At 71.8% G+C, this 21,760-nt stretch carries 24 protein-coding genes and 2 tRNA genes; 9 read left to right on the top strand and 17 right to left on the bottom strand.

Going from position 1 to position 21,760, the window contains the following annotated elements; genetic code table 11:
* Positions 1–16: 16 nt before the first annotated feature.
* Complete coding sequence (locus ACGFI7_RS00615) at positions 17–1,459, top strand: amidase (protein ID WP_393397545.1); 1,443 nt, start codon at positions 17–19, stop codon at positions 1,457–1,459.
* 12 nt (positions 1,460–1,471) lie between these two features.
* Here the strand turns inward: ACGFI7_RS00615 and ACGFI7_RS00610 are convergent, their stop codons facing one another.
* Genes ACGFI7_RS00610 through deoC form a run of 5 tightly spaced genes read right to left on the bottom strand, consistent with a single transcriptional unit; the run spans position 1,472 to position 6,219 of the window.
* Positions 1,472–2,803 (bottom strand): FG-GAP and VCBS repeat-containing protein, encoded by a 1,332-nt coding sequence (locus tag ACGFI7_RS00610; RefSeq protein ID WP_393397543.1) that lies wholly within the window; start codon positions 2,801–2,803, stop codon positions 1,472–1,474.
* Between the two features lie 19 nt (positions 2,804–2,822).
* The gene (locus ACGFI7_RS00605; RefSeq protein WP_393397541.1) at positions 2,823–3,674 is read right to left on the bottom strand and encodes an aldehyde dehydrogenase family protein; all 852 of its coding nucleotides are present in this window, start codon (positions 3,672–3,674) and stop codon (positions 2,823–2,825) included.
* Entirely contained in the window at positions 3,667–3,864 is a 198-nt protein-coding gene (locus ACGFI7_RS00600) for a hypothetical protein (protein ID WP_393397539.1), read from the bottom strand. Before ACGFI7_RS00600 ends, ACGFI7_RS00605 begins: the two co-directional genes overlap by 8 nt.
* Positions 3,854–5,290 carry an aldehyde dehydrogenase family protein gene (locus tag ACGFI7_RS00595; RefSeq protein ID WP_393397537.1) on the bottom strand — a complete coding sequence of 479 codons (1,437 nt, stop codon included), beginning with the start codon at positions 5,288–5,290 and terminating at the stop codon, positions 3,854–3,856. The genes ACGFI7_RS00600 and ACGFI7_RS00595 overlap by 11 nt, the downstream gene beginning before the upstream one ends.
* Positions 5,290–6,219 carry a deoxyribose-phosphate aldolase gene (deoC, locus tag ACGFI7_RS00590; RefSeq protein ID WP_393397535.1) on the bottom strand — a complete coding sequence of 310 codons (930 nt, stop codon included), beginning with the start codon at positions 6,217–6,219 and terminating at the stop codon, positions 5,290–5,292. The genes ACGFI7_RS00595 and deoC overlap by 1 nt, the downstream gene beginning before the upstream one ends.
* A gap of 175 nt (positions 6,220–6,394) precedes the next feature.
* Between deoC and ACGFI7_RS00585 the strand changes: the two genes are divergently transcribed.
* Positions 6,395–6,541, top strand: coding sequence for a hypothetical protein (locus ACGFI7_RS00585; protein ID WP_393397533.1), 147 nt, complete (start codon positions 6,395–6,397; stop codon positions 6,539–6,541).
* A 101-nt stretch (positions 6,542–6,642) separates the two neighbouring features.
* Positions 6,643–9,498: an AAA family ATPase gene (locus ACGFI7_RS00580; protein WP_393397531.1), complete on the top strand. Its 2,856-nt coding sequence runs from the start codon at positions 6,643–6,645 to the stop codon at positions 9,496–9,498.
* A 4-nt stretch (positions 9,499–9,502) separates the two neighbouring features.
* On the opposite strand, the gene ACGFI7_RS00575 is transcribed toward ACGFI7_RS00580, so the two are convergent.
* The 11 genes from ACGFI7_RS00575 to ACGFI7_RS00525 all read right to left on the bottom strand — a co-directional run bounded on the left by ACGFI7_RS00575 (position 9,503) and on the right by ACGFI7_RS00525 (position 15,965).
* Positions 9,503–10,078, bottom strand: coding sequence for a TMEM165/GDT1 family protein (locus ACGFI7_RS00575; protein WP_393397529.1), 576 nt, complete (start codon positions 10,076–10,078; stop codon positions 9,503–9,505).
* 233 nt (positions 10,079–10,311) lie between these two features.
* The gene (locus tag ACGFI7_RS00570) at positions 10,312–11,337 is read right to left on the bottom strand and encodes a UDP-N-acetylmuramate dehydrogenase (protein WP_393399559.1); all 1,026 of its coding nucleotides are present in this window, start codon (positions 11,335–11,337) and stop codon (positions 10,312–10,314) included.
* Between the two features lie 17 nt (positions 11,338–11,354).
* On the bottom strand, positions 11,355–12,413 hold the full coding sequence (locus tag ACGFI7_RS00565) for a hypothetical protein (RefSeq protein WP_393397527.1): 1,059 nt from the start codon (positions 12,411–12,413) through the stop codon (positions 11,355–11,357).
* A 44-nt stretch (positions 12,414–12,457) separates the two neighbouring features.
* Positions 12,458–12,886 (bottom strand): MaoC family dehydratase, encoded by a 429-nt coding sequence (locus tag ACGFI7_RS00560; RefSeq protein WP_393397525.1) that lies wholly within the window; start codon positions 12,884–12,886, stop codon positions 12,458–12,460.
* A 1-nt stretch (position 12,887) separates the two neighbouring features.
* Positions 12,888–13,337: a MaoC family dehydratase N-terminal domain-containing protein gene (locus tag ACGFI7_RS00555; protein WP_270156964.1), complete on the bottom strand. Its 450-nt coding sequence runs from the start codon at positions 13,335–13,337 to the stop codon at positions 12,888–12,890.
* 177 nt (positions 13,338–13,514) lie between these two features.
* Entirely contained in the window at positions 13,515–13,679 is a 165-nt protein-coding gene (gene rpmG / locus ACGFI7_RS00550; protein ID WP_019632658.1) for a 50S ribosomal protein L33, read from the bottom strand.
* A gap of 70 nt (positions 13,680–13,749) precedes the next feature.
* Positions 13,750–13,823 (bottom strand) — tRNA-Met (locus ACGFI7_RS00545).
* A gap of 151 nt (positions 13,824–13,974) precedes the next feature.
* A tRNA-Thr gene (locus ACGFI7_RS00540) sits at positions 13,975–14,050 on the bottom strand.
* A gap of 39 nt (positions 14,051–14,089) precedes the next feature.
* Complete coding sequence (locus ACGFI7_RS00535; RefSeq protein WP_393397523.1) at positions 14,090–14,320, bottom strand: transposase; 231 nt, start codon at positions 14,318–14,320, stop codon at positions 14,090–14,092.
* Between the two features lie 58 nt (positions 14,321–14,378).
* Entirely contained in the window at positions 14,379–14,906 is a 528-nt protein-coding gene (locus tag ACGFI7_RS00530) for a C40 family peptidase (protein ID WP_393397521.1), read from the bottom strand.
* Between the two features lie 45 nt (positions 14,907–14,951).
* Entirely contained in the window at positions 14,952–15,965 is a 1,014-nt protein-coding gene (locus tag ACGFI7_RS00525; RefSeq protein WP_393397519.1) for a GH25 family lysozyme, read from the bottom strand.
* Between the two features lie 227 nt (positions 15,966–16,192).
* Here ACGFI7_RS00525 and ACGFI7_RS00520 point away from each other — a divergent pair, with 227 nt between their 5' ends.
* Genes ACGFI7_RS00520 through ACGFI7_RS00510 form a run of 3 tightly spaced genes read left to right on the top strand, consistent with a single transcriptional unit; the run spans position 16,193 to position 18,387 of the window.
* Positions 16,193–17,137: an ATP-binding cassette domain-containing protein gene (locus tag ACGFI7_RS00520; protein WP_393397517.1), complete on the top strand. Its 945-nt coding sequence runs from the start codon at positions 16,193–16,195 to the stop codon at positions 17,135–17,137.
* A complete protein-coding gene (locus ACGFI7_RS00515; RefSeq protein WP_393397515.1) occupies positions 17,118–17,861 on the top strand; it encodes an ABC transporter permease in 744 nt (247 codons plus the stop codon). Before ACGFI7_RS00520 ends, ACGFI7_RS00515 begins: the two co-directional genes overlap by 20 nt.
* A 13-nt stretch (positions 17,862–17,874) precedes the next feature.
* Positions 17,875–18,387 (top strand): NUDIX hydrolase, encoded by a 513-nt coding sequence (locus ACGFI7_RS00510; RefSeq protein WP_393397513.1) that lies wholly within the window; start codon positions 17,875–17,877, stop codon positions 18,385–18,387.
* A 1-nt stretch (position 18,388) separates the two neighbouring features.
* On the opposite strand, the gene ACGFI7_RS00505 is transcribed toward ACGFI7_RS00510, so the two are convergent.
* Positions 18,389–19,039 (bottom strand): flavin reductase family protein, encoded by a 651-nt coding sequence (locus ACGFI7_RS00505; protein ID WP_393397511.1) that lies wholly within the window; start codon positions 19,037–19,039, stop codon positions 18,389–18,391.
* A 103-nt stretch (positions 19,040–19,142) separates the two neighbouring features.
* Here ACGFI7_RS00505 and ACGFI7_RS00500 point away from each other — a divergent pair, with 103 nt between their 5' ends.
* From ACGFI7_RS00500 to ACGFI7_RS00490, 3 genes are all read left to right on the top strand, one after another.
* The gene (locus tag ACGFI7_RS00500) at positions 19,143–19,514 is read left to right on the top strand and encodes an STAS domain-containing protein (protein WP_393397509.1); all 372 of its coding nucleotides are present in this window, start codon (positions 19,143–19,145) and stop codon (positions 19,512–19,514) included.
* A 118-nt stretch (positions 19,515–19,632) separates the two neighbouring features.
* Positions 19,633–20,073, top strand: a complete 441-nt coding sequence (locus ACGFI7_RS00495; RefSeq protein WP_393397507.1) for a hypothetical protein — start codon at positions 19,633–19,635, stop codon at positions 20,071–20,073.
* Positions 20,074–20,256: 183 nt separating this feature from the next.
* Positions 20,257–21,693: a hypothetical protein gene (locus ACGFI7_RS00490; protein WP_393397505.1), complete on the top strand. Its 1,437-nt coding sequence runs from the start codon at positions 20,257–20,259 to the stop codon at positions 21,691–21,693.
* Positions 21,694–21,760 lie beyond the last annotated feature (67 nt).

The following is a 21,760-nucleotide window of genomic DNA, read 5'->3' as shown; positions in this document are numbered from 1 at the left end:
CCTGCACACTCTAGGCATGTCGTGGGCAGGCAGGTCCGCCACGGAGATCGCGGCGGCCGTACGTCAGGGCAAGGTGGCTGCCGCGGCGGTGGCCGAAGATCATATGCGCGCGGTCGCGGAACGGGATCCGCGCGTCGGCGCGTTCCGCGTCGTGCGCGAGCGCGCGCTCAAGGAAGCGGAGGACGTGCAGCACCGGCGCGACCTGTCGGAGCTGCCGCTGGCCGGGGTCCCCGTCGCGGTCAAGGACAACGTGGAGGTCGCCGGCGAGTCCATGCGGCTCGGCTCGGCGGCCACCTCCGACGCCCCCCAGAGCGCCGATCATGAGACGGTGGCGCGGCTGCGGGCGGCCGGCGCGGTGGTGATCGGGCTGACGAACGTGCCGGAGCTGACCCTGGTCGGGTTCGGCGACAGCGTGTACGGCACCGTGCGCAACCCCTGGGACACCGCGCGCACGGCGGGCGGGTCGTCGTCCGGCAGCGCCGCCGCCGTGTCGGCGGGCATGGTGCCGCTCGCGCTCGGCAACGACGGCATGGGCTCATTGCGCATCCCCGGGGCGTGCTGCGGGGTGCTGGCGCTCAAGCCGGGCGCCGGCCTGGTGCCCGCCCCGACGGACGACTGGCGGGGGTTGTCAGAGAACGGGCCGATCGCCGCGAACGTCCCCGACCTGGCGCTGATGCTGTCCGTGCTGGCCGCCGACCCGTCGCTGGCCGAGGCGTGGCGGTCCGGCCGGCGCACCGAGCCCAGCCGGCCGCCGCTCCGGTCGGTGTGGGCGGACGACGAGGCCGTGTGGGAGCCGCCTCCCCCGAGGAACGGGCCCGAGCCGTTCGACCTGCGGGTGGCGTACGCGCCGCAGCCGTTGCCCGTGGGCGCGCCGATGGACGGCGAGTTCCGGTCGGCCGTGCGCGGGGCCGCGGAGACGCTCCGGCGGGCCGGGCACACGGTGGTCGAGAGGACGGACCGGTTCCCCGCCTGGCTCGCCGCCGCCACGGTCGCCGCCTGGCTGGCCAGGGCCGCCGAGTCGGCCGCCCCGCACGACGCGCAGGCGCTGGAGCGCCGCAGCCGCGCGCTGGCCAGGGCCGGACGGGTGCTCAACCGGACGCGCGCGAACGGCGACCGCGGCCGCGACCGGTGGCGCGACTACGGCGCCGACCAGTGGTTCGGCGACGCAGACGTGCTCATCACGCCCGCGCTGGCCGCGATCCCGCCGAAGGCCGAGCGCTGGGGCGAGCGCGGCCTCACCCGCAACGCCCTGGTCAACATCCGGTACGCGTCCGCGACCGGCGCCTGGAACATGTGCGGCTGGCCGGCCATGGCGGTGCCGGTCGCCACCCACTCCAGCGGCCTGCCGATCGCCGTGCAGCTCATCGCGCCGCCGGGCGGCGAACCCCACCTGCTCGGCCTGGCCGCCCAGCTCCAGAACGCCCACCCGCCGCTCCGCCCGCCGGGCTTCTCCACCTGACCCGCGGGGGCCTCAGCCGGCCGGCACGTCGAAGCGGGTGAGCACCTTCGCCCCGTCCGTCACGACGATCGCCGAGATCTCCGCGCGGGCTTCGGCGAGGACGAGCTCGTCATCCCCGTCGCCGTCGAAGTCGCCCGCCGCCCACGGCCGGGCGGGGCTCACGCCGTCGAGCGGAACGCCCTGGCCGAGCCCGTCGGGGCCGCCGCGGAAGACCAGGACCGGCTGAGCCTCCTCGTACTCGTGCCCGCCGCCGAAGGCCAGGTCGTCGCGCCCGTCGCCGTCGAAGTCACCGGCGGCGATCGGGCCCGCGGTGCCGGTGAACGTGGCGGTCCGGCCGTCACCGTAGTAAACGGTCAGCACCCTGTGGACGGAGGGCGGTTCGGTCTCGTAGCCGGGCTCGTTGTTGCGGCTGCCGCTGTCACCGACGGCGACGTCACGGGTGCCGTCGCCGTCGAAGTCGCCGAACGCGACCGACCCGCCGTCGTTGAGCTTGTGCCCGGACTTCTCCAGCCCGCCGGGCCCGCCCCGGAACAGCCAGACGGCGGTCTGCTCGCCGTCGTCCGGCTCGTACACGACCAGCCCCGTCGCGCGACGGCCGTCGATCAGGTCGACGCCCAGCCGCCGGAACTCCCCGCGGGACGGCGCCGGCCGGACGGTCCGCCGGGCCGGTTTCCCGTCACGGCTGAACGGACCGTAGAGGACCACCAGATCCGTCTCGAGGAACTCGCCCGGGGTCGAGCTCGGCATGGCCAGGTCGGCGGCGCCGTCGCCGTCGAAGTCACCGGCGACCACGGAATAGGCGTTGATGTCCTTCCCCTCCGGCACCGCCACCCGGACGGGGGCCTGCCGGGCCGTGAGGGGGCGCGGCCCCCAGAAGACGCACGGGCGACCGCCGGGGCCGCCTGAACTGCCGAGGATGTCGCCGTGGCCGTCGCCGTCGAAGTCGGCCACCCAGTTGTCGTGCAGCAACCGCGTGTCGCACGACGCCGACGACGTGACGCTCAGCCGCTTGCCCTGGCCGAGGCCGCCGGGCGAGCCGAGGAAGACCGTGCGGGCCAGCTGACCGTCGCGGGTGCGGACCTCGACCGCCAGGTCCGCCCGCCCGTCGCCGTCGACGTCGTCGGCGCGGCGGCCTCCCTGGCCGCGCCGCGGCTCGACGCTCGGGAGCGCGGTGGGCGAGCCGACCGGGGACGCGGGCGTGGCGGACGCGGGTGACGAGGACGCGGGTGACGAGGACGCGGGTGACGGGGACGGGGTGTCGGCGCGGGGGGCGGGGCGGGGACCGCCGCCGCACCCCGCGACCAGGAGACACGTCGCCAGCCAGATCGTCACCCGTCGCGGCACAGGACAGACCTTAGCCCTCTCAGACCCCCATCGGGTGCCAGACCGTCTTCGTCTCCAAAAAGGCGGTCAGGCGTCCGGTGCCGGGGTCGGCCGTCCAGTCGTCACCGGAGCCGGACGGGCGGAGCACCCGCTTGAGGTTCTCCGCCGCGTCCTGCTCGCAACGCAGCGCCAGGTCGGCGTCCGTCACGCCGGTCAGGTCGAGCGCGTTGACGTCCATGTGCGCCGCCAGCCAGGGCGCCAGCTCCGCCTGGTGGCCGGTGAGGATGTTGACCACGCCGCCCGGCAGGTCGGACGTGGCCAGCACCTCGGCCAGCGTGATCGCCGGGAGCGGGGTCCGCTCGGCGGCGATCACCACGCACGTGTTGCCCGTGACGATCACCGGGGCCACCACCGAGACCAGCCCGAGCAGCGGGTCGGCGGGCGCCGCCACGGCGACCACGCCCGTCGGCTCGGGCGTGGACAGGTTGAAGTACGGGCCCGCCACCGGGTTGGCGGTGCCGCGCACGGACGCGATCTTGTCGGACCAGCCGGCGTACCAGACCAGCCGGTCGACCGCCGCGTCCACCGACTCCAGCGCGGCCTTCTTGCCCGGCCCGAGCTCGTCGGCGAACTGGGCGCGGCGGCCCTCCAGCATCTCGGCGATCCGGTAGAGGATCTGGCCGCGGTTGTAGGCGGTGGCGCCGGACCAGCCGGGGAACGCCTTGCGTGCGGCGGACACCGCGTCTCGCGCGTCCTTGCGCGAGGCCCGGGAGGCGTTGGCGAGGAAGTCGCCCTTAGGTGAGGTCACGGGATAGGACCTCCCACTCTCCGAGCGCGGGAACGCCCCGCCGATGAACAGCTTGTAGGTCTTGCGGACGGCCAGCCTACTCATCGCCGCGTCCCCTCCACGTGATCTCCTGAGCGGTCTCGACCGGCACGAACACCTGGCCGCACCGGCTCACGCCGCAGCGGTGGGCGTACCAGCCGGTGCGGACGGGCCGGCCGGCGCGGGCGAAGGCGTGGCCGCGGGTGGCCAGGGCGCGGGTCCTGCGCCGGCGCCCGCGGCGGTGGTCACACGTCAAGGTAGGCCTCCAGCCCGCGGAGACCGCCCTCGCGCCCGTACCCGGACTCCTTGTAGCCGCCGAACGGCGAGGCCGGGTCGAACCGGTTGAACGTGTTGGCCCACACGACGCCGGCCCTGAGCTTGTCTGCCATCCAGAGGATGCGCGAGCCCTTCTCGGTCCAGATGCCCGCCGACAGGCCGTAGGGGGTGTTGTTGGCCTTCTCGACGGCCTCGGCGGGGGTCCGGAAGGTGAGGACCGACAGCACCGGCCCGAAGATCTCCTCCCGGGCGATGCGGTGGGACTGCGCCACCCCGGTGAACAGGGTGGGCGGGAACCAGTAGCCGCGCTCGGGCAGCTCGCAGGCGGGCGACCAGCGGGCGGCGCCCTCCGACTCGCCGGCGTCGGAGAGCTGCCGGATCTTGGCGAGCTGCTCGGCCGAGTTGATCGCGCCGATGTCGGTGTTCTTGTCGAGCGGGTCGCCCAGCCGCAGCGTGGCGAGCCTGCGCTTGAGCGCCGTCAGCAGCTCGTCGGCGATCGACTCCTGCACCAGCAGCCGCGAGCCCGCGCAGCACACGTGGCCCTGGTTGAAGAAGATGCCGTTGACGATGCCCTCGACCGCCTGGTCGAGCGCGGCGTCCTCGAACACGATGTTGGCGGCCTTGCCGCCCAGCTCCAGGGTGAGCTTCTTGCCGGAGCCGGCGACCGTGCGGGCGATGATCCGCCCGACCTCGGTGGATCCGGTGAAGGCCACCTTGTCGACGTCGGGGTGGGCGACCACCGCCGCGCCGGTCTCGCCCGCGCCGGTGACGATGTTGACCACGCCGGGCGGCAGCTCGGCCTGCCGGCAGATCTCCGCGAACAGCAGCGCGGTCAGCGGCGTCGTCTCGGCGGGCTTGAGCACCACCGTGTTGCCGCACGCCAGCGCGGGCGCGACCTTCCAGGCGAGCATGAGGAGCGGGAAGTTCCACGGGATGACCTGGCCGGCCACGCCCAGCGGCCGAGGGTCGGTCCCGAGACCGGCGTAGGAGAGCTTGTCGGCCCAGCCCGCGTAGTAGAAGAAGTGGGCGGCGACCAGCGGCACGTCCACGTCGCGCGACTCGCGGATCGGCTTGCCGTTGTCGAGCGACTCCAGCACGGCCAGCTCCCTGGCGCGCTCCTGGACGATGCGGGCGATCCGGAACAGATACTTGGCCCGCTCGCTGCCGGGCATCCCGCTCCAGGTGTCGAACGCCTTGCGCGCGGCCTGGACGGCGCGGTCGACGTCGTCGGAGGACGCGGTGGCGACCTCGGCGAGGGTCTCCTCGGTGGCGGGGTTGACGGTCTTGAAGGACGGGCCGGAGCCGTCGACGAACTCGCCGCCGATGAACAGGCCGTAGGACGGCTTGATGTCGACGACGTCGCGCGACTCGGGCGCAGGGGCGTACTCGAATATCGACATCGCCATCAGTCCAGGGTGAAGTAGTCGGGGCCCGCGTAGCGGCCGGTGGCGAGCTTCTGACGCTGCATGAGCAGGTCGTTCAGCAGGGAGGACGCGCCGAGCCTGAACCAGTCGGGGCTCAGCCAGTCGTCGCCCGCGGTCTCGTTGACCAGGACGAGGTTCTTGATCGCGTCCTTGGTGGTGCGGATGCCGCCGGCGGGCTTGACGCCCACCTGCCGCCCGGTCGCGTCGCGGAAGTCGCGCACGGCCTCCAGCATGATCAGCGTCACGGGGAGCGTGGCCGCCGGGGACACCTTGCCGGTGGACGTCTTGATGAAGTCGCCGCCGGCCAGCATGGCCAGCCAGGACGCGCGGCGTACGTTGTCGTAGGTGGCGAGCTCGCCGGTCTCCAGGATGACCTTCAGGTGGGCGTCGCCGCAGGCGGCCTTCACCGCGACGATCTCCTCGTGGACCTTGAGGTAGTCGCCGGCGAGGAACGCGCCGCGGTCGATCACCATGTCGATCTCGTCGGCGCCGGCGGCGACGGCGAGCTTCGTCTCGCTCACCTTCACCTCCAGCGAGGACCGGCCGCTGGGGAACGCGGTGGCCACCGAGGCCACCTTCACCCCCGAGCCGGCCAGCGTCTCGGCGGCGACGGGCACCAGGTCGGGGTAGACGCAGACGGCGGCCACCCGGGGCGCTCCCTCACCGGGGTGCAGCGCCTTGGTGCAGAGCGCGCGCACCTTGCCCGGGGTGTCGGCGCCCTCCAGGGTGGTGAGGTCCACCATGGAGATCGCCAGGTCGATGGCCTGGGCCTTGGCCGTGGTCTTGATGGAACGGGTGCCGAGCATCGCCGCCCGCTGGTCGGCGCCGACCCGGTCGACACCGGGCAAGCCGTGCAGGAATGCTCGCAGGGTGGCCCCGGAGGAGGCGACGTCCGCGAGCGAGGTCGTCACAATTGACACCCTCACAGCATCGCCGACCGGTGTCCCTACGTCCAAACCGGAGCCCGTGACCCGGTCTAGGCATGGGGTTCGAGGCGGAGATAAGGCATCCACCCGATGTGCGGGGGTGGGCCTTAGGCGGATTCTTGAAGGTGTCAGGAAGAAGCACTTTCAAGGAGATCGCGTGATGAACGCCGAGATCGAGTACGAGCTGATGAAGAGCCACACGAACGAGCTGCGCGCGGCCGCCGACAGGCACCGCCGGGTACGCGAGGCCCAGCAGGTCAACAAGTCCGAGCGCCGCTCGGTCTTCGGCAAGCGCCGCTCGTCATGACCCCCGCACGACAGCCCGGCCGCGCGCTCACTCGCGGCCGGGCCTCGCATCCCCCCTAAATGCGTCGATTGCATCGGATAAGGCGTGACATGCTGAACGACATGCTGGGACGCTCGGTGAGCCCCGTCTTCGTAGGGCGGCGGGACGAGATGGCCGCGCTGACCGACGCCTTCGCCGAGGCCCGCGCGGGCAACGCCACGGCCGTGCTGCTGGGCGGTGAGGCCGGGGTCGGGAAGACCCGGATGGTCCAGTGCTTCGCCGAGCACGCCGCACTCGACGGCGCCCGGGTGCTGGCCGGCGGCTGCGTGGAGCTGTCCACCGAGGGCCTGGCGTACGCGCCCTTCACCGCCGTGCTCAGGCAGCTCGTCCGGGAGCAGGGCACAGAAGGGGTCGCCGGGCTGCTGCCCGACGGCGCCGAGCGCGACCTGGCGCGCCTCCTGCCCGAGTTCGGCGAGCCGAGCGGCGACGGCGAGACCGAGGCCGGCCGGGCCAGGCTGTTCGAGCAGATACTCACGCTGGTGGAACGGCTCGCCGACACCGCGCCCACCCTTCTGGTCATCGAGGACATCCACTGGGCCGACCGGTCCAGCCGCGACCTGATCGCCTTCCTCAGCCGCAACCTGCGCGTCCCGCAGGCGCTGCTCGTCATGACGTACCGCTCCGACGACCTGCACCGCCAGCACCCGCTCCGGCCGGTGCTGGCCGAGCTGGGCCGGGTCAACGGCGTGCTCAGGCTCGACCTCCCCCGGCTGTCGCAGGGCGAGGTCGCCGAGCAGATGGCCGGCATCCTCGGCAGCGCCCCCGACTACCCCAAGGTGGAGAAGGTCTACCAGCGCAGCGAGGGCATCCCGCTCTTCGTCGAGGCCATGCTGGAGGGCGGCGACGTCTGCACGGCCTTCCCCGAGTCGATGCAGGACCTCATCCTGAACGCGGTCGAGCGGCTGCCCGAGGAGACCCAGCGGGTGCTGCGGGTCGCCGCCGCGGGCGGCACCCGCGTCGGCCACGCCCTGCTGTCGGCCGTGAGCGGCCTGGCCGAGCCGGAGCTGGAGGCCGCGCTGCGGCCCGCCATCGCCCGCAACGTGCTGCAGATCGCCGACAACCGCGCCTACGTCTTCCGCCACTCGCTGATCCGCGAGGCCGTCCACGAGGAGCTGCTGCCCGGCGAGCACCAGCGCCTGCACGCCCGCTACGCCGAGGAGATCTCCAAGGACCACCAGCTGGTCCCGCCCGGCCGCGCCTACGTGGAGCTGGCCCACCACTGGTACGGGGCGCGCGACGACGTGCACGCGCTGACGGCCGCCTGGTGGGCCGCCAAGAAGTCGTTCAAGGCCTTCGCCTACACCGAGGCCGTGCCGCTGCTCGAACGCGTCCTCATGCTCTGGGACCGGGTGCCCGACGCCGCCGAGCGGATCGGCGCCGACCACACCGCCGTGCTGGAGAAGGCGGCCGCGGCCGCGCAGGAGGGCGGCGACGTGGACCGGGCCGTGAAGTTCGTCAAAGCCGCCCTGGCGGAGCTGGACGAGTCACAGGAGCCGGGCCGGGTGGCCGGGCTCATCGTCCGCAGATCCCACCTGAAGGTCTCCAAAGGCCAGATGGGCGTGGTGGACGACCTGCGGCACGCGCTCAAGCTGGTGCCCGAGCCCGGCGAGGCCAGGGCCGAGGTACTGGTACGGATGAGCCAGCACCTCATGCTGCGCGGCGAGGACGCCGAGGGCGTCGGGTACGTGGAGGAGGGGCTGCGGCTGGCCGGGGAGCTGGGCGACCGGTGCCTGGAGGCCGACCTGCTGCTCAACCGGGCGCTCGGCCACTCGATCGCGGGAGACATCGAGGCCACGATCGCCACCATCCAGCGGGCGCTCGACCTCGGCAGGCAGGCGAAGTCCGGCCGCATCATCACCCGGGCGATCGCCAACATGGTCGACTCGCTGCAGGACACCGGCGGCTGGGAGCAGGCGCTGAAGCTGTCCGACGAGGGCTGGCGTGAGGCCAAGAAGTACGGCAGGCTGCGCGCCGGCGGCCTGTTCATCCTCAACAACAAGGCCGAGGCGCTGGAGAGCATCGGGCGCTGGGACGAGGCCGTCGAGACGGTCGAGCGCGCGCTCAGCTTCGGGCCGTCCCTGCGCACCCGCCACCACCTCATGCGAGTACGCGCCGACATCGCTCTCGCGCGGGGCGAGGTGGAGCTGGTGGAGAGCATCCTGTCGGAGATCGGCGTGCTCAAGGATCGCCCGGAGGACTTCGTCCAGGACGCCACCAACAGCACCCGGCTGCGCATCGGCTGGCACGTCCTGCGCGGCGAGCCGGGCCACGCGCTGACCGTGGCCGAGCGGATGCTGGCCGGGCAGGCGCAGTCCAGCAAGGCCATGCTCGGCTGGCGGCTGCTCGCCCTGCTGCGCACCGTCTGCGACGCCGCCGCCGACATCGAGCCGGAGCGCACCCGGGCGCTGCGCGAGCAGGCCGCGGACGTGGCCGCCCATCTGTCGGTGACGGGCCCGGTCGCCGAGGCCTACCGGCTGACGTACTCGGGCGACTTCGACGCCTCGGCCGTCGCGTGGGAGCGGCTCAACCGGCCGCACAACCAGGCCAAGGCCCTGGTCCGGGCCGCCACCGTGGCGGCCAGGGCGGGCGACAGGGACGGCGCGGCTACCCGGCTGGCGACCGCGCTGCCGCACGCCACCGCGTTGCGCGCGGCCCCGCTCGTGGCCGAGATCGAGGCGCTCTCCCGGCGCGTCGGCGCGCAGCGTCAGCAGGAGCCTTCGGAGCTGCTCACCCCGCGCGAGCTGGAGGTGCTCCGCCTGGTCGCGCTGGGCCGGACGAACCGGGACATCGCCCAGCAGCTGTTCATCTCCGCCAAGACGGTCAGCGTGCACGTCTCCAACATCCTGGCCAAGCTCGGCGTCACCACCCGGGGCGAGGCGGCCGCGGCCGCGCACCGCCTCTCGCTCCTGTCCCGCTGACCCGTCACCGCGCCAGGACGAGCGCGTCCACCAGCATCACGACGCCGAAGACGGCGAACGCCGCTGCGGCGCCGTAGCGGACGGCCTTCTCCGGGAGGTTCCTGCCCAGCAGACGGCCCACCAGGATGGCCAGGGCATCCGCGGCGACCATGCCGACGGTGGAGCCGATCCAGGTGCCGACCCAGCCGTACGAGGTCGCGAGCGTGATGGTGGCCAGCATGGTCTTGTCGCCCAGCTCGCTGAGGAAGAACGCCACCGTCACGGCGATCAGCGCGCTGCGGGTGGCGCGCTGGGCCTTGCGCGACTCCTCCTCGGTGAGCTCGTCGCCGCGCAACGTCCAGAGGGCGAAGCCGATGAAGGCCAGACCGGCGACGACGGTGATGGCGGTGGTCGGCAGCGCGTCCCCGATGAGCCCGCCGATGGCCACGCTCAACAGGTGGACGACGGTGGTGGCGACGGTGATGCCGGTCAGCACCACCCAGGCTTTGTAACGGGCGGCGAAGGTCATCGCCATGAGCTGACTCTTGTCGCCCAGCTCGGCCAGGAAAATGGCGCCCAGGCTGATCCAGAAAGCTTCCACGGTCCTCTCCCGCGCGACCGGACCGTAGGCGTCGCACCCAGGGGATTTCGGGCACGGCTTCGGCCCGGCAGCGTCTTCGTACACGACTGCCAGGCCGAAGGTCTCGTCCGCCCATGAGGCCCGTGTGACCGGGCGCGTGAACGCGCCAGTGTGTCGATCACACGATTGGGACTACTCCCCTTCGGTGTTTCAACCAACCTTAACAGCAACCCCCGCCGGAGGTATTCCCCCGGTCAGAGCGCGCAGCCGACCATCACCGGCTCGTTGACCAGCGTGACGCCGAACTTCTCGCGCACCCCGTCGCGCACCTCCCTGGCCAGGGCCAGCAGGTCGGCGGTGGTGCCCGCGCCCTCGGGGTTGGTCAGCGCGAGGGTGTGCTTGGTGGAGATGCGGACCGGGCCGCGACCGTAGCCCTTGGGGAAGCCCGCCTGCTCGATCAGCCACGCCGCCGGCACCTTGATCAGGCCGTCGGGAAGCTCCCAGTGCGGGTGGCCGGGCGCGCGGGCGGCCAGCTCCGCCGCCTGCTCCGCGGTGAGGACAGGGTTGGTGAAGAACGAGCCGGCGCTGCGGGTGTCGGGGTCGTCGGGGTCGAGCACCATGCCCTTGCCCCGGCGCAGCTCCAGCACCGCCTCGCGGGCGTCGGCCAGCGGCACGCGGTCGCCGGGCCCGACGCCCAGCCGGCCGGCCAGCTCCTGGTAGGCCACCGGCCCGGACAGCTCGGCGAGCTCCAGCGCGTACGTCACCGACAGCACGACGTAGCGGGACAGGTCGCGCTTGAACATGCTCGTGCGGTAGGCGAACCCGCACTGGCGGGCCTCCAGGTCGACCACGTGGCGGGTGCGGCGGTCGTAGGCGCGCACGCACCGGACGGTCTGCGCGACCTCCTGGCCGTAGGCGCCGACGTTCTGGATCGGCGTGGAGCCCACCAGGCCGGGGATGCCGGACATGCACTCGACGCCGGACCAGCCCTCGGCGACCGCACGGGCCACCAGCGGGTCCCAGTCTTCGCCCGCCTCGACCGTCACGAGCACCTGCTCGCCGTCGCGGGACACGGCGACGCCCCTGGTGGCCACCTGGACGACCAGCCCGTCGAACCCGGCGTCGGACACCACCAGGTTGCTGCCGCCGCCGAGCAGCAGCGTCGGCCGCGCGGCGTGGTCGGCCTCGGCCACCGAAGAGACCAGTTGCTCGGCCGTGTCGGCTCGGACGAAGTCGAGGGCGGGACCGCCCAGCCCCAGCGTGGTGTACGGCGCGAGCATCTCCATAGGGGTCTAGCTTAGGAGGGTTCCAGCATGCCGAGCACCCTGCCGTGGTTCCGGCGTGACTCTTCGAGCCTGTAGTCGTCGGCCACGGCGTGTTCGCGCACCTGTCGCACCGGCAGCCGCGTGCGCGGCACCACCAGCTCGCCGCGCAGGCGCAGAGACAGCTCCAGGTCGGCGTCGACGCCGTAGCGTGCCTGGTCGGGCAGGGCGGCGACGGCGGCCGAGCGGCGCACCGCCATCAGGTCGCCGGTCAGCGCGGGCACCTTGCCGGGCCCGGCCTCCAGCCATTCGGCGCCGCTGCCCGGCCTCTCGGCCCCCGGCGGCTTGCGGCCCTTCCAACCGGCGGCCACCGCGCCTTCCTGCACGGCGGCGATCAGCGGCGTCAGCGCGTCGCCTTCGAGGACCAGCGAGGTGTCCATGAACACGTGCACCTCGGCCGTGTCCAGCTGGAGCAGCTTGGCCCTGGCCGCGCCCCAGGTCGCCGTGCCGCCCAGCCAGTGCGGCGTCTCGGCGACGTGCCACACCCGCACCCGGTCCGGCTCGCGCGCGGCCAGCTCGTCCAGGACGCTCCCGGCGCCCTCCACGTCGCCCAGGTCCAGCGCCAGCACCGTGCAGCCCGTGTGGGCCAGCACCGACGTCACGCACGTGCGCACGTCGTCCGGCCAGCCGTCCACCAGCAGGCCGACCGACGCCGTCACGTCCTTGGTCTCCATGCGCTGCCGCTCGGCGTTGACGCCCAGGTCGTCCATCCGGTTGGTGGCCAGCGTGCCGTCCCACACCCGCTGGGCGTGCAACATGTCGTCGCCCGGGTCGCCGTGCTGACCGGGGTCGCCGGAGAAGCCCAGCTCGCCGGCCGGGTTGCCGCGGGCGCCCGAGCGGCGCTTGGTGCCGGCCGTGCCCACGCCGGTGGCGCGCGCCGCCTCGGACGCGGCGCCGCCCGCGGTGTCACGGCCGGTGCCGACCGTGCCGGCGATCTCCTGGGGCTTGGGTGGCCGCAGCCGGCCGGGCGGGCGGTCGTCGGTGACGGCCGAGACGGGGATCGACTCCACGGTGGGCCATGCGTTCTCACTCATGACCGTCACGGGTACCCGGGAGCCGCCCGCCCTATCATCGGCGGCTAGGCGAGCCGCACCACGGCCCTGGCCTTCGACAGCACCCGCGCGTCGCCGGACCTGGCGGTCAGCCCCACCACGACCTTGCCGTCGTCGAGCTTCTCCTCCACCACGCCGCTCACGGTGATCGTGGCGCCCTGGTCGTCGTCGGGCACGACCACCATCGACGAGAAGCGCACCCCGTAGTCGACGACCGCGCCCGGGTCGCCGGCCCAGTCGGTGACGAACCGGCCCGCCTGCGCCATCGTGAACATGCCGTGCGCGATGACGTCCGGCAGGCCCACCATCTTGGCGAACCGCTCGTTCCAGTGGATCTGGTTGAAGTCGCCGGAGGCCCCGGCGTACATGACCAGGTTGACCCGGCGCACGGGATAGTCGACCGGCGGGATCTCCTGGCCGACCTCGATCTCGTCGTACTTCAGCGTCGCCGCCATGTCAGGCCGCCCCTCCGCGCTCGACGATCGTGTTGTACGTGGTGCAGACCGGCTCGCCGGCCACCGTGGTGACGTCGCTCCTGACCGTCAGCAGCTCGTTGCGCCCGGCGGTGCGGATGTCGGTGATGGTCGCCGTGGTGACCAGCTCGTCACCGGCGTAGACGGGGCGGGCGTACTCGAAGCGCTGCTCGCCGTGGACCACCATGGCGAAGTTGAGCCCCAGGTCGGGGTCGGCGAGCGCCTCGCCGCCGCTCCGCAGGCTGAACACGATGGGGAAGGTGGGCGGGGCCACCACGTCGGGGTGGCCGGCCGCCTGGGCGGCGGCCTTGTCGTGGTAGATCGGGTTGTCGTCGCCGATCGCCGCCGCGAACTCGCGGATCTTCACCCGGCTGACCTCGTAAGGGGTGCTGGACGCGTAGCTGCGTCCCACGAAGTCACGGTTCAAGGCCATCACTGCTCCCTCGCATGTCTCAACCGGCGCCGCGTCGTTGAGCTGAAGGTAACAGAACAAGGTTCGGCTGTCGCCGTCATGGCCTGCTTTTTACCGGCCCCGGACATGACGAACCGGCGCCCGTGACGGGACGCCGGTTGTGCGCTGTGAAGGCCGGAGTGACCGCCCTGGCGAGAACTAGCGGGTCTCGCGGTGCGCGCGGTGGCAGCGGCAGTTGGGGCAGTACTTCTTCAGCTCAAGCCGATCCGGGTCGTTGCGCCGGTTCTTCCGCGTGATGTAGTTGCGGTGCTTGCACTCCTGGCAGGCCAGCGTGATCTTCGGCCTAACGTCGGTGGCAGCCACTTGGGAGTGCCTTTCTACGTTCGGGACATGGACACGCCCGACCCAGGTCGGGTGACCTGGGTGAGGGCAGTAGCGGAGGCCGGACTTGAACCGGCGACACAACGATTATGAGCCGTTTGCTCTGCCTGACTGAGCTACTCCGCCTTGCAAGCCGGAAAGGATCCGGCCCCGTAGAGGATACCCGACCCGGGGAGCGTCTACGTCATTCGCCTGATCGGGCTGGGTGTTACCAGTATGCCAAAGGCACCCCCGGCGACACAAAACAAAACCCCACCGTGGTGGGGTCTGTCGCTGGTGGAGCCCCCAAACGGAATCGAACCGTTGACCTTCTCCTTACCATGGAGACGCTCTGCCGACTGAGCTATAGGGGCCTGTCCGGCGCTGCGGACAGGTGTAACCATACACGGCGCTCAGCGATGATGCGAACTGGTTCGGGCGGCCGGTCGCGCGGTCCCGCGGGACCTCGCGGGCAGGGTGACGACCTCGCACAGGTCGGCCAGATCGACGTGCCGCGCGACCTCGGCGACCGAGGCGCAGTCGGCGACCAGAAGGCCGTGGCGACGCACCCTCAGCACCTGACGCCCGGCCCGCATGCCGAGCACGATCTCGTACCCGTCGCTCCCGACCCATCGCCTGTCCATAGCGGCACACATTAGCCTTCGGGTCTCTCAATTTCCGTGAGACCACAGGCGTCACTGGTCAGTAGCGGTAGAACCCCAGGAAGCCGCGTACCCGCGCGATGTCGTCCACCCGGACGATCGCGCCGGTCTCGGGGGCGTTCATCATCCGCCCGTTGCCCAGATAGATGCCGACATGCCGTGTCTTGAGGCGCTTCTTGGTGCGTTTGCCGAAATAGACGAGATCGCCGGGTATCGGAGACCGGACCTTCCGCATCAGCCGCACGTGGTCGTCGGTGTTCCCCGGGCCGAGCACGTCGGCGCCGTGGGCGAGCGCGTACACCCACCGGGTGAACCCGGAGCAGTCGAGCCCCCGCGTCCTGGTGGCGGGACAGGGCTTGATCCGGCCCGTGTACCCCACGCACGTCCCCGTGGACGGGCCGGGCCGCTCGGCGTGGCCGCCGCCCCACGAGTAGACGATGCCGCGCTGCTCGATCTCGTACGCGATCGCGACGATCCGGGGTAAGACGTACCGCTTGATCGGCGCGGAGGCCGTGACGACGAGCAGGACGAGGGCCATGGCGAGCAGAGCTCCACGCCTCCCCGACACCCCCGCACCTCCCTCGCGATGCGGGTTCCATCCTGCCTTATGGGGTTATTTGGCGCTTAGCTTGACCACCGCGCTCCCGACGGTGAACCGGATGCCGACGGTGCCCTTCTTCTTGCGGGGCTTGGTGACGAAGCCGAAGGTCTTCTTCTGCCCGATCCCCAGCCTCTTGATCGAGCAGCGGACCGCCGTGCCGCTGAATTTGCAGCCCGAGGATGCCTTGACCACCCGCTGCCCGCCGAACGCCCGCCCGGAGACCTTGATGTCCGTGAGCGGATGCGGCCCGGTGTTGGCCACGGTCAGCCGGTAGGTCGTGCGGCTGCGCGCCTTGCCGGAGACGGTCACCTCGGCCGGCGGGTTGGCCATCGCCTTCAGCTCGTCCTCCGAGCCGTTAAAGGCGTTCTGCCCGCCGGGCAGCGTGCCCTTGTCGGCCGACTGCCAGAACGTGTGGCGCTGCCACGCCTTCGGCAGCTCGCCCGGGTCAGCGCCCCAGCGGGCGAGCCAAAGCGGGCTGGACCCGGCCGCGGTGCTGTCGCCGGTGCACGTCTTCCACCAGCTCGTGGTCGTGTAGATGATCGCCCGCAGCCCGGTCCTGGCGCGGTAGGTCCCGGTGAAGTCCTTGATCCAGGCGACCATGTCCTCGGTGGAGAGGCCGTAGCAGGCGTTCTTGCCGTTCCTGTCCTGGTACGGGTTGTCCTCGAGGTCGAGCACCCCGGGCAGCGTCCGCCCGTCGGTGCGCCAGGCGCCGCCGTTCCGCAGGAAGTGCTCGGCCTGGACGGCCCCGCCCGACTCGTGCGGCTGCGCGAAGTGGTAGGCCCCGCGGACCAGCCCGGCCGCCGCCGCCCCGTCGAACTGCGCGGCGAAGCGCGGGTTGACGTAGTCGTGGCCCTCGGTGGCGTGCACGAAGGCGAACCTGGCGCCGCCCGACGCCGCCGCGGCCCAGTCGACGTCTCCGGTCCAGTTGCTGACGTCCACCCCCGCCACCCCGTCAGCGGCCTGAGCGCTCTGCGCGCCCAGCCCGACGGCCGCCACCACCGCGATGAGTAACAGTCGACGCTTCACGGAGGTGATAGTCGCAGAATTTCTTTACACAACAGGAGAAAACCGCACGTCAGAGGCCGAAAAGTTATTCATCATGACCTTCTTCGCAACATGGCGTTTTCGCAGGTCAGAGCCGTATGTAAACGTGACATTCGCGTTTGCCAAGGTCGCGCCCCCGGGCTGACACTTGACCCGCTCCCGACCGCCCCCCGACCAGGGGTTTCTTCGCCATGCCCGGAGGCAGCCAGATGATCCACGCCCGGGGTCTGACCCGAACGTTCTCCCTCAAGAAGAAACAGACCGTCGACGCCGTACGCGGCATCGACCTGGACGTCGAGCCCGGACAGCTCGTCGCCTTCCTCGGCCCGAACGGCGCCGGCAAGTCCACCACGCTGCGGATGCTCACCACGCTGCTTCCGCCGACCGCCGGCACCGCCGTCGTCGCCGGCCACGACGTCGCGCGCGCCCCCGGCGCGGTGCGCGCCAGGATCGGCTACGTCGGCCAGAAGAACAGCGCCGGCGAGAGCTTCCGCGTCGCCGACGAACTCGTCACCCAGGGCCGCTGCTACGGCCTGACCACCGCCGAGGCCCGCCGGCGCGCCGGCGAGATGCTGGAGCTGCTCGACCTGACGCCGCTCGCCACCCGCAAGCCCGGCACGCTCTCCGGCGGCCAGCGTCGCCGCCTCGACATCGCGCTCGGCCTCGTGCACCGGCCGAGCCTGCTCTTCCTGGACGAGCCCTCGACCGGGCTCGACCCCAAGAGCCGCGCCGACATCTGGACGCACATCCTGCGCCTGCGCGAGACGTACGGCACCACGCTCTTCCTCACCACCCACTACCTCGAAGAGGCCGACACCATGGCCGAACGGGTGATCATCATCGACGACGGCCGGATCATCGCCGACGGCACGGCCGACCAGCTCAAGAACGACCTGGCCGGCGACCGCATCACGCTCACCGCCCACACCGCCGAGGACGCCGGGCGGGCCGCCGCGCTCCTCGGCGGCACCGCCGAGGGCGTGACCGTGCGGCTGCGCGCGGCCTCCGCCACCGCGGCCCTGCCCGAGCACCTGCGCACGCTGGAGGCGGCCGGCGTCAAGGTCGCCGCCGCCGAGACCCACCGCCCCACCCTCGACGACGTGTTCCTCAGCCTGACCGGGAGAAGCCTCAGCGATGACGACCTTCCTGCGTGACACCGTGACCGTCTTCCGCCGCGAGATCACCCCCTCGCTGCGTGAGCCGGTGGGACTGCTCTTCGAGATGGGGCAGCCGCTGTTGTTCCTGTTCCTGTTCGGGACGCTGCTGGACGGGGCCGTGGGCTCCTCCTGGCAGTGGTTCGTGCCGGGCATCCTGGTGATGATGTGCCTGACCGGGCCGATGTCCGCCGGTTACTACCTGCTGGTGGAGCTGATCGGCGGCTCGACGGAGCGGATGATGGTCACGCCGCTCAACCGGACCGCGATGCTGGTCGGCATGGCGATGAAGGCGATGGCCGTGCTGTTCGCCCAGTCGGTTCTGATCATCGTGCTGGCCGTGCCGCTCGGGTTCGAGCTCCACCTGGCGGGCGTGGTCGCCGGGCTGCTCCTGCTGATGGTGTTCGGGGTGGGGCTGGGCGCGTTCTCGTTCGTCCTCGCACTGAGGTCGGCTCCCGACGGCACCCTGTTCTACACGGTCTCGCAGATGCTGCTGTTCCCGCTGCTGCTGCTGTCGGGGGTGCTGCTCCCGCTCGACACCGGCCCCGGCTGGCTGCGGGTGGCCGGCGGCCTCAACCCGGTCACCCACATCGTGCACGCCGAGCGCGCGCTCTTCTCCGGCCAGGTGCTGTCCCTTCCGGTCCTGTACGGAAGCGTCGCCGCGGCGGCGGTGGCCGCGATCGGGTTGTTCCTCGGCACCCGTGCCATGCGCCGGGGAGTCTGAGACCCTGTCCGTCGTGGAACGCCTCCTGGAAAGCCGGCAGGTGCCGTGGGTCCCGGTCCCGCACCGCTTCGACGTCGTGCTCGGCGACCGCCTGCCGGCCGGGGGCGCGGTCACCTCGGCCTTCGCGTTCGTCCTCGACGCGGACGACCGCACGCTGCTCACCCACGTCGACCGCCCGGGCCGCGGCTGGGAGGTCCCGGGCGGCCACCTCGACCCGGGCGAGACGCCCGCCGAGGCGGCCGCCCGCGAGCTGGTGGAGGAGACCGGGTTCCGGCTGGCGGCGGAGCGGCTGACGGTGTTCGCCTGGCACCGCATCGAGCTGCTCGCCGCCGCCCCGGCCGGCTACCGCTACCCGTCTCCCGCGTACCTGGTGATGTTCCGCGCCCGGGTGGCCGGGGCCGGGCGGGCGACCAGTCCGCCCGCCGGGTCCGAAAGCAGCCGGGCGGGCTGGCGGACCCGCGCCGAGGTCGAGCGGCTCTGCGCCGGCCGCACATGGCTGCCCCTGCACCGGGCGCTGTTCGCCTGAGTCACACCGCGCGGGCCCGGTCCACGTCCGGGCTCCGGTAGGCGCGTTCGGGGATGCGGGCCAGCGTGGAGCCCCACACCTGCGGGCCGAGCCCGTACAGCTTCTGGAAGCTCATGATCAGGGGCCGCCACCGGTCCGGGTCGATGTGGTCGTCGGAGCCCTCCGCGCGGATGTCGTCGTGCACCCACACGCGCTGCACCCGTACCTCGAACGCGGCGATCCCGCCGTCGCCCACCGGGTGCTCGGTCACCACCACCGCCTCCATGCTCACCGGGCACTCGGCCACCCGGGGCGGCGCCACGGTCTCGCTCGGCACCGGCGTCAGCCCCGCCCGCTCGAACTTGGCCGGCACGTACCGGTAGCCGCGCTCGCGCTTCCACGGCGGCACCGGGTCGGCGCCGGTGGTCAGGGCGAGCCGGTCGACGGCCGGGGCGAGCGCGTCTGAGGGCAGGTTGAGCACGCATTCGCGAGTCCTCGTCAGGTTGCGCGCGGTCTTGGACCGCCGGCCCAGGCCGAGCATCCCCCGCCAGCCGAGCCAGAACGCCGAGGACATCGGGGCCAGGTTCGGCGTGCCGTCCTCGTTGACGGTGGAGATCAACACGACGGGGGTGCCGAAATAGAGGATCGAGGGTTCGATACGGGTGTGCGTCACGGATGACACTGTCGCGCCCGACGGGTCGCCGGTACCGGCGGCATTCGGACCTGTCGTTCTTGACCGGTGTAGTGTCACCCCCATACACGATGGAGGCCGCCGGATGCACGCACCGTTCGCCATCACCAGTGAATACTTCGGTGACACAGCGGTCATCAGCGTCGTCGGGGAGCTCGACACCACCCGGTGCTCACGGCTGGCCGAGGCGCTCGACGCCTGCCTGGCCGCCGGCCGGGTGCACCTCGTCATCGACACCGCCGAGCTGACCTTCTGCGACTCGATGGGCCTGCGCACCCTCATCGACCACGTGGAGCGGGCCAGGCTGGCGGGCGGCTGGCTGCGGCTGACGGGCGCGCGCGGGGTGCTGCGGCGCCTGCTCGACGTGACCGGCGTCGGCGCCCTCATCCCGATCGACCCCGACGTCTCCACGGCGCTGCGCGCCCGGATGCCCGATGATGACGCCCTCGGCCTCTGACGGCTGAGGTGATGTGGGGCCCGGCGTTCGGCGGCGGCGTGGAGAGCCCGTCGGTCCTCCGGTGACGCCCCAGCCGGATGCAAGATCATTCCAAGTCGTCCCTCCTATCGTCGCGGTCATGAGAAAGACACATGTCATCGGCGCCGCCCTGGCCTTCGTGATCGTCGCCGGCCTGCCCGCCCCGGCGCAGGCCGCCGCCGGCATCCATTGGGGCCCGGTCGCGTCGGCGAAGGGGCATTCCGGCCAGGCCAAGGCCGACGTCTGGATCACCGGCTTCAGTGCTCAGACGTTCGTCGTGCGCGGCAGGCTGTACGACCGCGACGCGCATCCGGGCCACTGCGCCTACGTCCGCGCCCGCTTCCACTACGCGGGCGGCGGCACCGGCTGGAGCCGCCCCGGCACGACCTGCTCGGCCAGGAAGAGCTTCCGGCTTTCCTCCGACGGCGAGATCAAGCGCGTGGACGTGCGGGTCTGCCTGTACGACCGCGGTGCGCGCAAGACCTTCAAGTGCCACGCCGACGCCATCAAGCCCGAGATCATCGCCAACTGGCCGCAGTGATGCGACGGTGACGTGACCGGACCGGTGCGGAAAGGTCCCACCGGTCACGGTTCACAGTAAGAATCAGGCAAGACGGGCGCCGCGGAAGAAGTCGCGGCATTGAAACAAGGGACGATGCCACCTGCCCTAGTACAATCGCGGAAATCTCCCGGTCTCGACATCAGGATGGGGGGAAGGAGCCTGGTGGGACAGATCGACATCCTGCAGGTCGCCCGGGAGCTCGGCCGTGTTTCCCACCTGAGACCCGAAGAGCTGCTGGACGTGGTGAATACGGCTCTGGAGTCCGGCGAGTTGCACGTGGCTTCGTCTCCGCAGCCGGGGATATATTTTCTCAATATTGTCAAAAGTGCCGTATCCACCGAAGACGGACGCCGCGCGCTGCAACGAGGCGTCCAGTACATCGGATCGGGCACGCCGTGGGCCGAGCGGATCACCCGGCTGCTCAGCCCCGCCGAGGAGCTGCTCGCACCGCCGGAGGCCCAGCACATCGCCACCCTGCTGCGCGGGTGCGAGGTCGACGACCTGCGGATCCTCTACCAGGTGGCCACCGAGGGCAAGGGCCGCGGCTTCCCCGGCGCCTTCCAGGACGCGGGCCACGTCTTCGAGTTCCTGCTCGACGCCCCCACCGGCGAGCGGCGGCTCCTGCCCCACCTGCGCTTCGCCGCCTACGTGCGCGGCCAGCTCCTGCAGCGCCAGACCAGCGACCCTGACGTGGTCTCCGAGCTGAGCCGCTGGCTCTACAGCCAGCGCGACCAGCTCAGGGCCGAGAACAAGGACCCGGAGGCCACCGAGCTGGAGATCCTGCTCCGCCAGCGGCTCGCCTTCGAGACCCGTACCGACCTGCCCACCTGCCTGATCGTGGAGATCGACCCGCTCGCCGTGCCCGACGAAGGCGACGACCCGCACCTGGTCACGCACTGGACGCACACGAGCCCCCTGGGCTGGAACCCGGAGCGCGGCGGGGAGGTCGAGCTGCCGCTGGCCCGCGTCGCCGACTACGTGGTCGAGCTGGTGCTGGCGGCCGAGCGCGAGTGGACCCCCAAGCAGGGCGGCCCGCTGCTGCTGGAGTTCCGCCTCGCGCCGGACCTGGTCAACCTCTCGGTCGACCAGTGGCCGAGGAAGATCAGCGAGGAGTTGCCGCCCCGTGCTCTGGGCGCCGACTACGAGGTGGTCCTGCGCAGCGACCGGCGGTTGCGGCCCAACAGCACCTACCGGCGCTGGTTCGACCGGTGGCACGTGTTCCTCGACGGCAGGGGCGCGGCCCACCTGGCTCCCCTGGACGGCGGCGACGCCGGAATCGTGCACGCCGACCTGATGGGCGGCGCCGACGTGGTGGCGTGCGTCCTGTCCGCGCCGCCCGACAGCCCGCAGGGCAGAGCGCAACTTGATGCCGCCATGGACGCCGGAGTGCCGATTGTCCTCTGGTGCCGGGATTCATCGGCCAACGGGGAATTTCGGACAGTCGTCAGCGAGGTTCTCCAACCGCAGAAACTCAAGAAGCTACCCGAGAGTATTCACCAACTCCGCAGCTCAACTCCGACATGCGGCAATGTCGCCCTCCTCTGGGACGATCCCGGCAGACCCATTCCGGAAGTCCAACCGCTGAGGACGCCTTCCTAAAAGGTTGCGCCGGAGAGCGATCAAGGAGATCCTTCGAATAGTCCGCACTTCCACACTCCCCAGCCCG

It is taken from the genome of Nonomuraea sp. NPDC048826 (assembly GCF_043198225.1).
Classification (GTDB): domain Bacteria; phylum Actinomycetota; class Actinomycetes; order Streptosporangiales; family Streptosporangiaceae; genus Nonomuraea.
The sequence above is the reverse complement of the archived record's forward strand: the minus strand, read 5'-3'. Positions and strand labels throughout refer to the sequence as shown.

Excerpts from the sequence above, each read along its gene's own strand:
- ACGFI7_RS00535 (WP_393397523.1), bottom strand. The coding sequence starts at position 14,320 with ATGGACAGGCGATGGGTCGGGAGCGACGGGTACGAGATCGTGCTCGGC.
- ACGFI7_RS00580 (WP_393397531.1), top strand. The coding sequence starts at position 6,643 with ATGCTGGGACGCTCGGTGAGCCCCGTCTTCGTAGGGCGGCGGGACGAG.
- ACGFI7_RS00570 (WP_393399559.1), bottom strand. The coding sequence starts at position 11,337 with ATGCTCGCGCCGTACACCACGCTGGGGCTGGGCGGTCCCGCCCTCGAC.
- ACGFI7_RS00605 (WP_393397541.1), bottom strand. The coding sequence starts at position 3,674 with ATGAGTAGGCTGGCCGTCCGCAAGACCTACAAGCTGTTCATCGGCGGG.
- ACGFI7_RS00520 (WP_393397517.1), top strand. The coding sequence starts at position 16,193 with ATGATCCACGCCCGGGGTCTGACCCGAACGTTCTCCCTCAAGAAGAAA.
- ACGFI7_RS00495 (WP_393397507.1), top strand. The coding sequence starts at position 19,633 with ATGAGAAAGACACATGTCATCGGCGCCGCCCTGGCCTTCGTGATCGTC.
- ACGFI7_RS00585 (WP_393397533.1), top strand. The coding sequence starts at position 6,395 with ATGAACGCCGAGATCGAGTACGAGCTGATGAAGAGCCACACGAACGAG.
- ACGFI7_RS00565 (WP_393397527.1), bottom strand. The coding sequence starts at position 12,413 with ATGAGTGAGAACGCATGGCCCACCGTGGAGTCGATCCCCGTCTCGGCC.
- ACGFI7_RS00595 (WP_393397537.1), bottom strand. The coding sequence starts at position 5,290 with ATGGCGATGTCGATATTCGAGTACGCCCCTGCGCCCGAGTCGCGCGAC.
- ACGFI7_RS00500 (WP_393397509.1), top strand. The coding sequence starts at position 19,143 with ATGCACGCACCGTTCGCCATCACCAGTGAATACTTCGGTGACACAGCG.
- ACGFI7_RS00560 (WP_393397525.1), bottom strand. The coding sequence starts at position 12,886 with ATGGCGGCGACGCTGAAGTACGACGAGATCGAGGTCGGCCAGGAGATC.
- ACGFI7_RS00555 (WP_270156964.1), bottom strand. The coding sequence starts at position 13,337 with ATGGCCTTGAACCGTGACTTCGTGGGACGCAGCTACGCGTCCAGCACC.
- ACGFI7_RS00515 (WP_393397515.1), top strand. The coding sequence starts at position 17,118 with ATGACGACCTTCCTGCGTGACACCGTGACCGTCTTCCGCCGCGAGATC.
- ACGFI7_RS00615 (WP_393397545.1), top strand. The coding sequence starts at position 17 with ATGTCGTGGGCAGGCAGGTCCGCCACGGAGATCGCGGCGGCCGTACGT.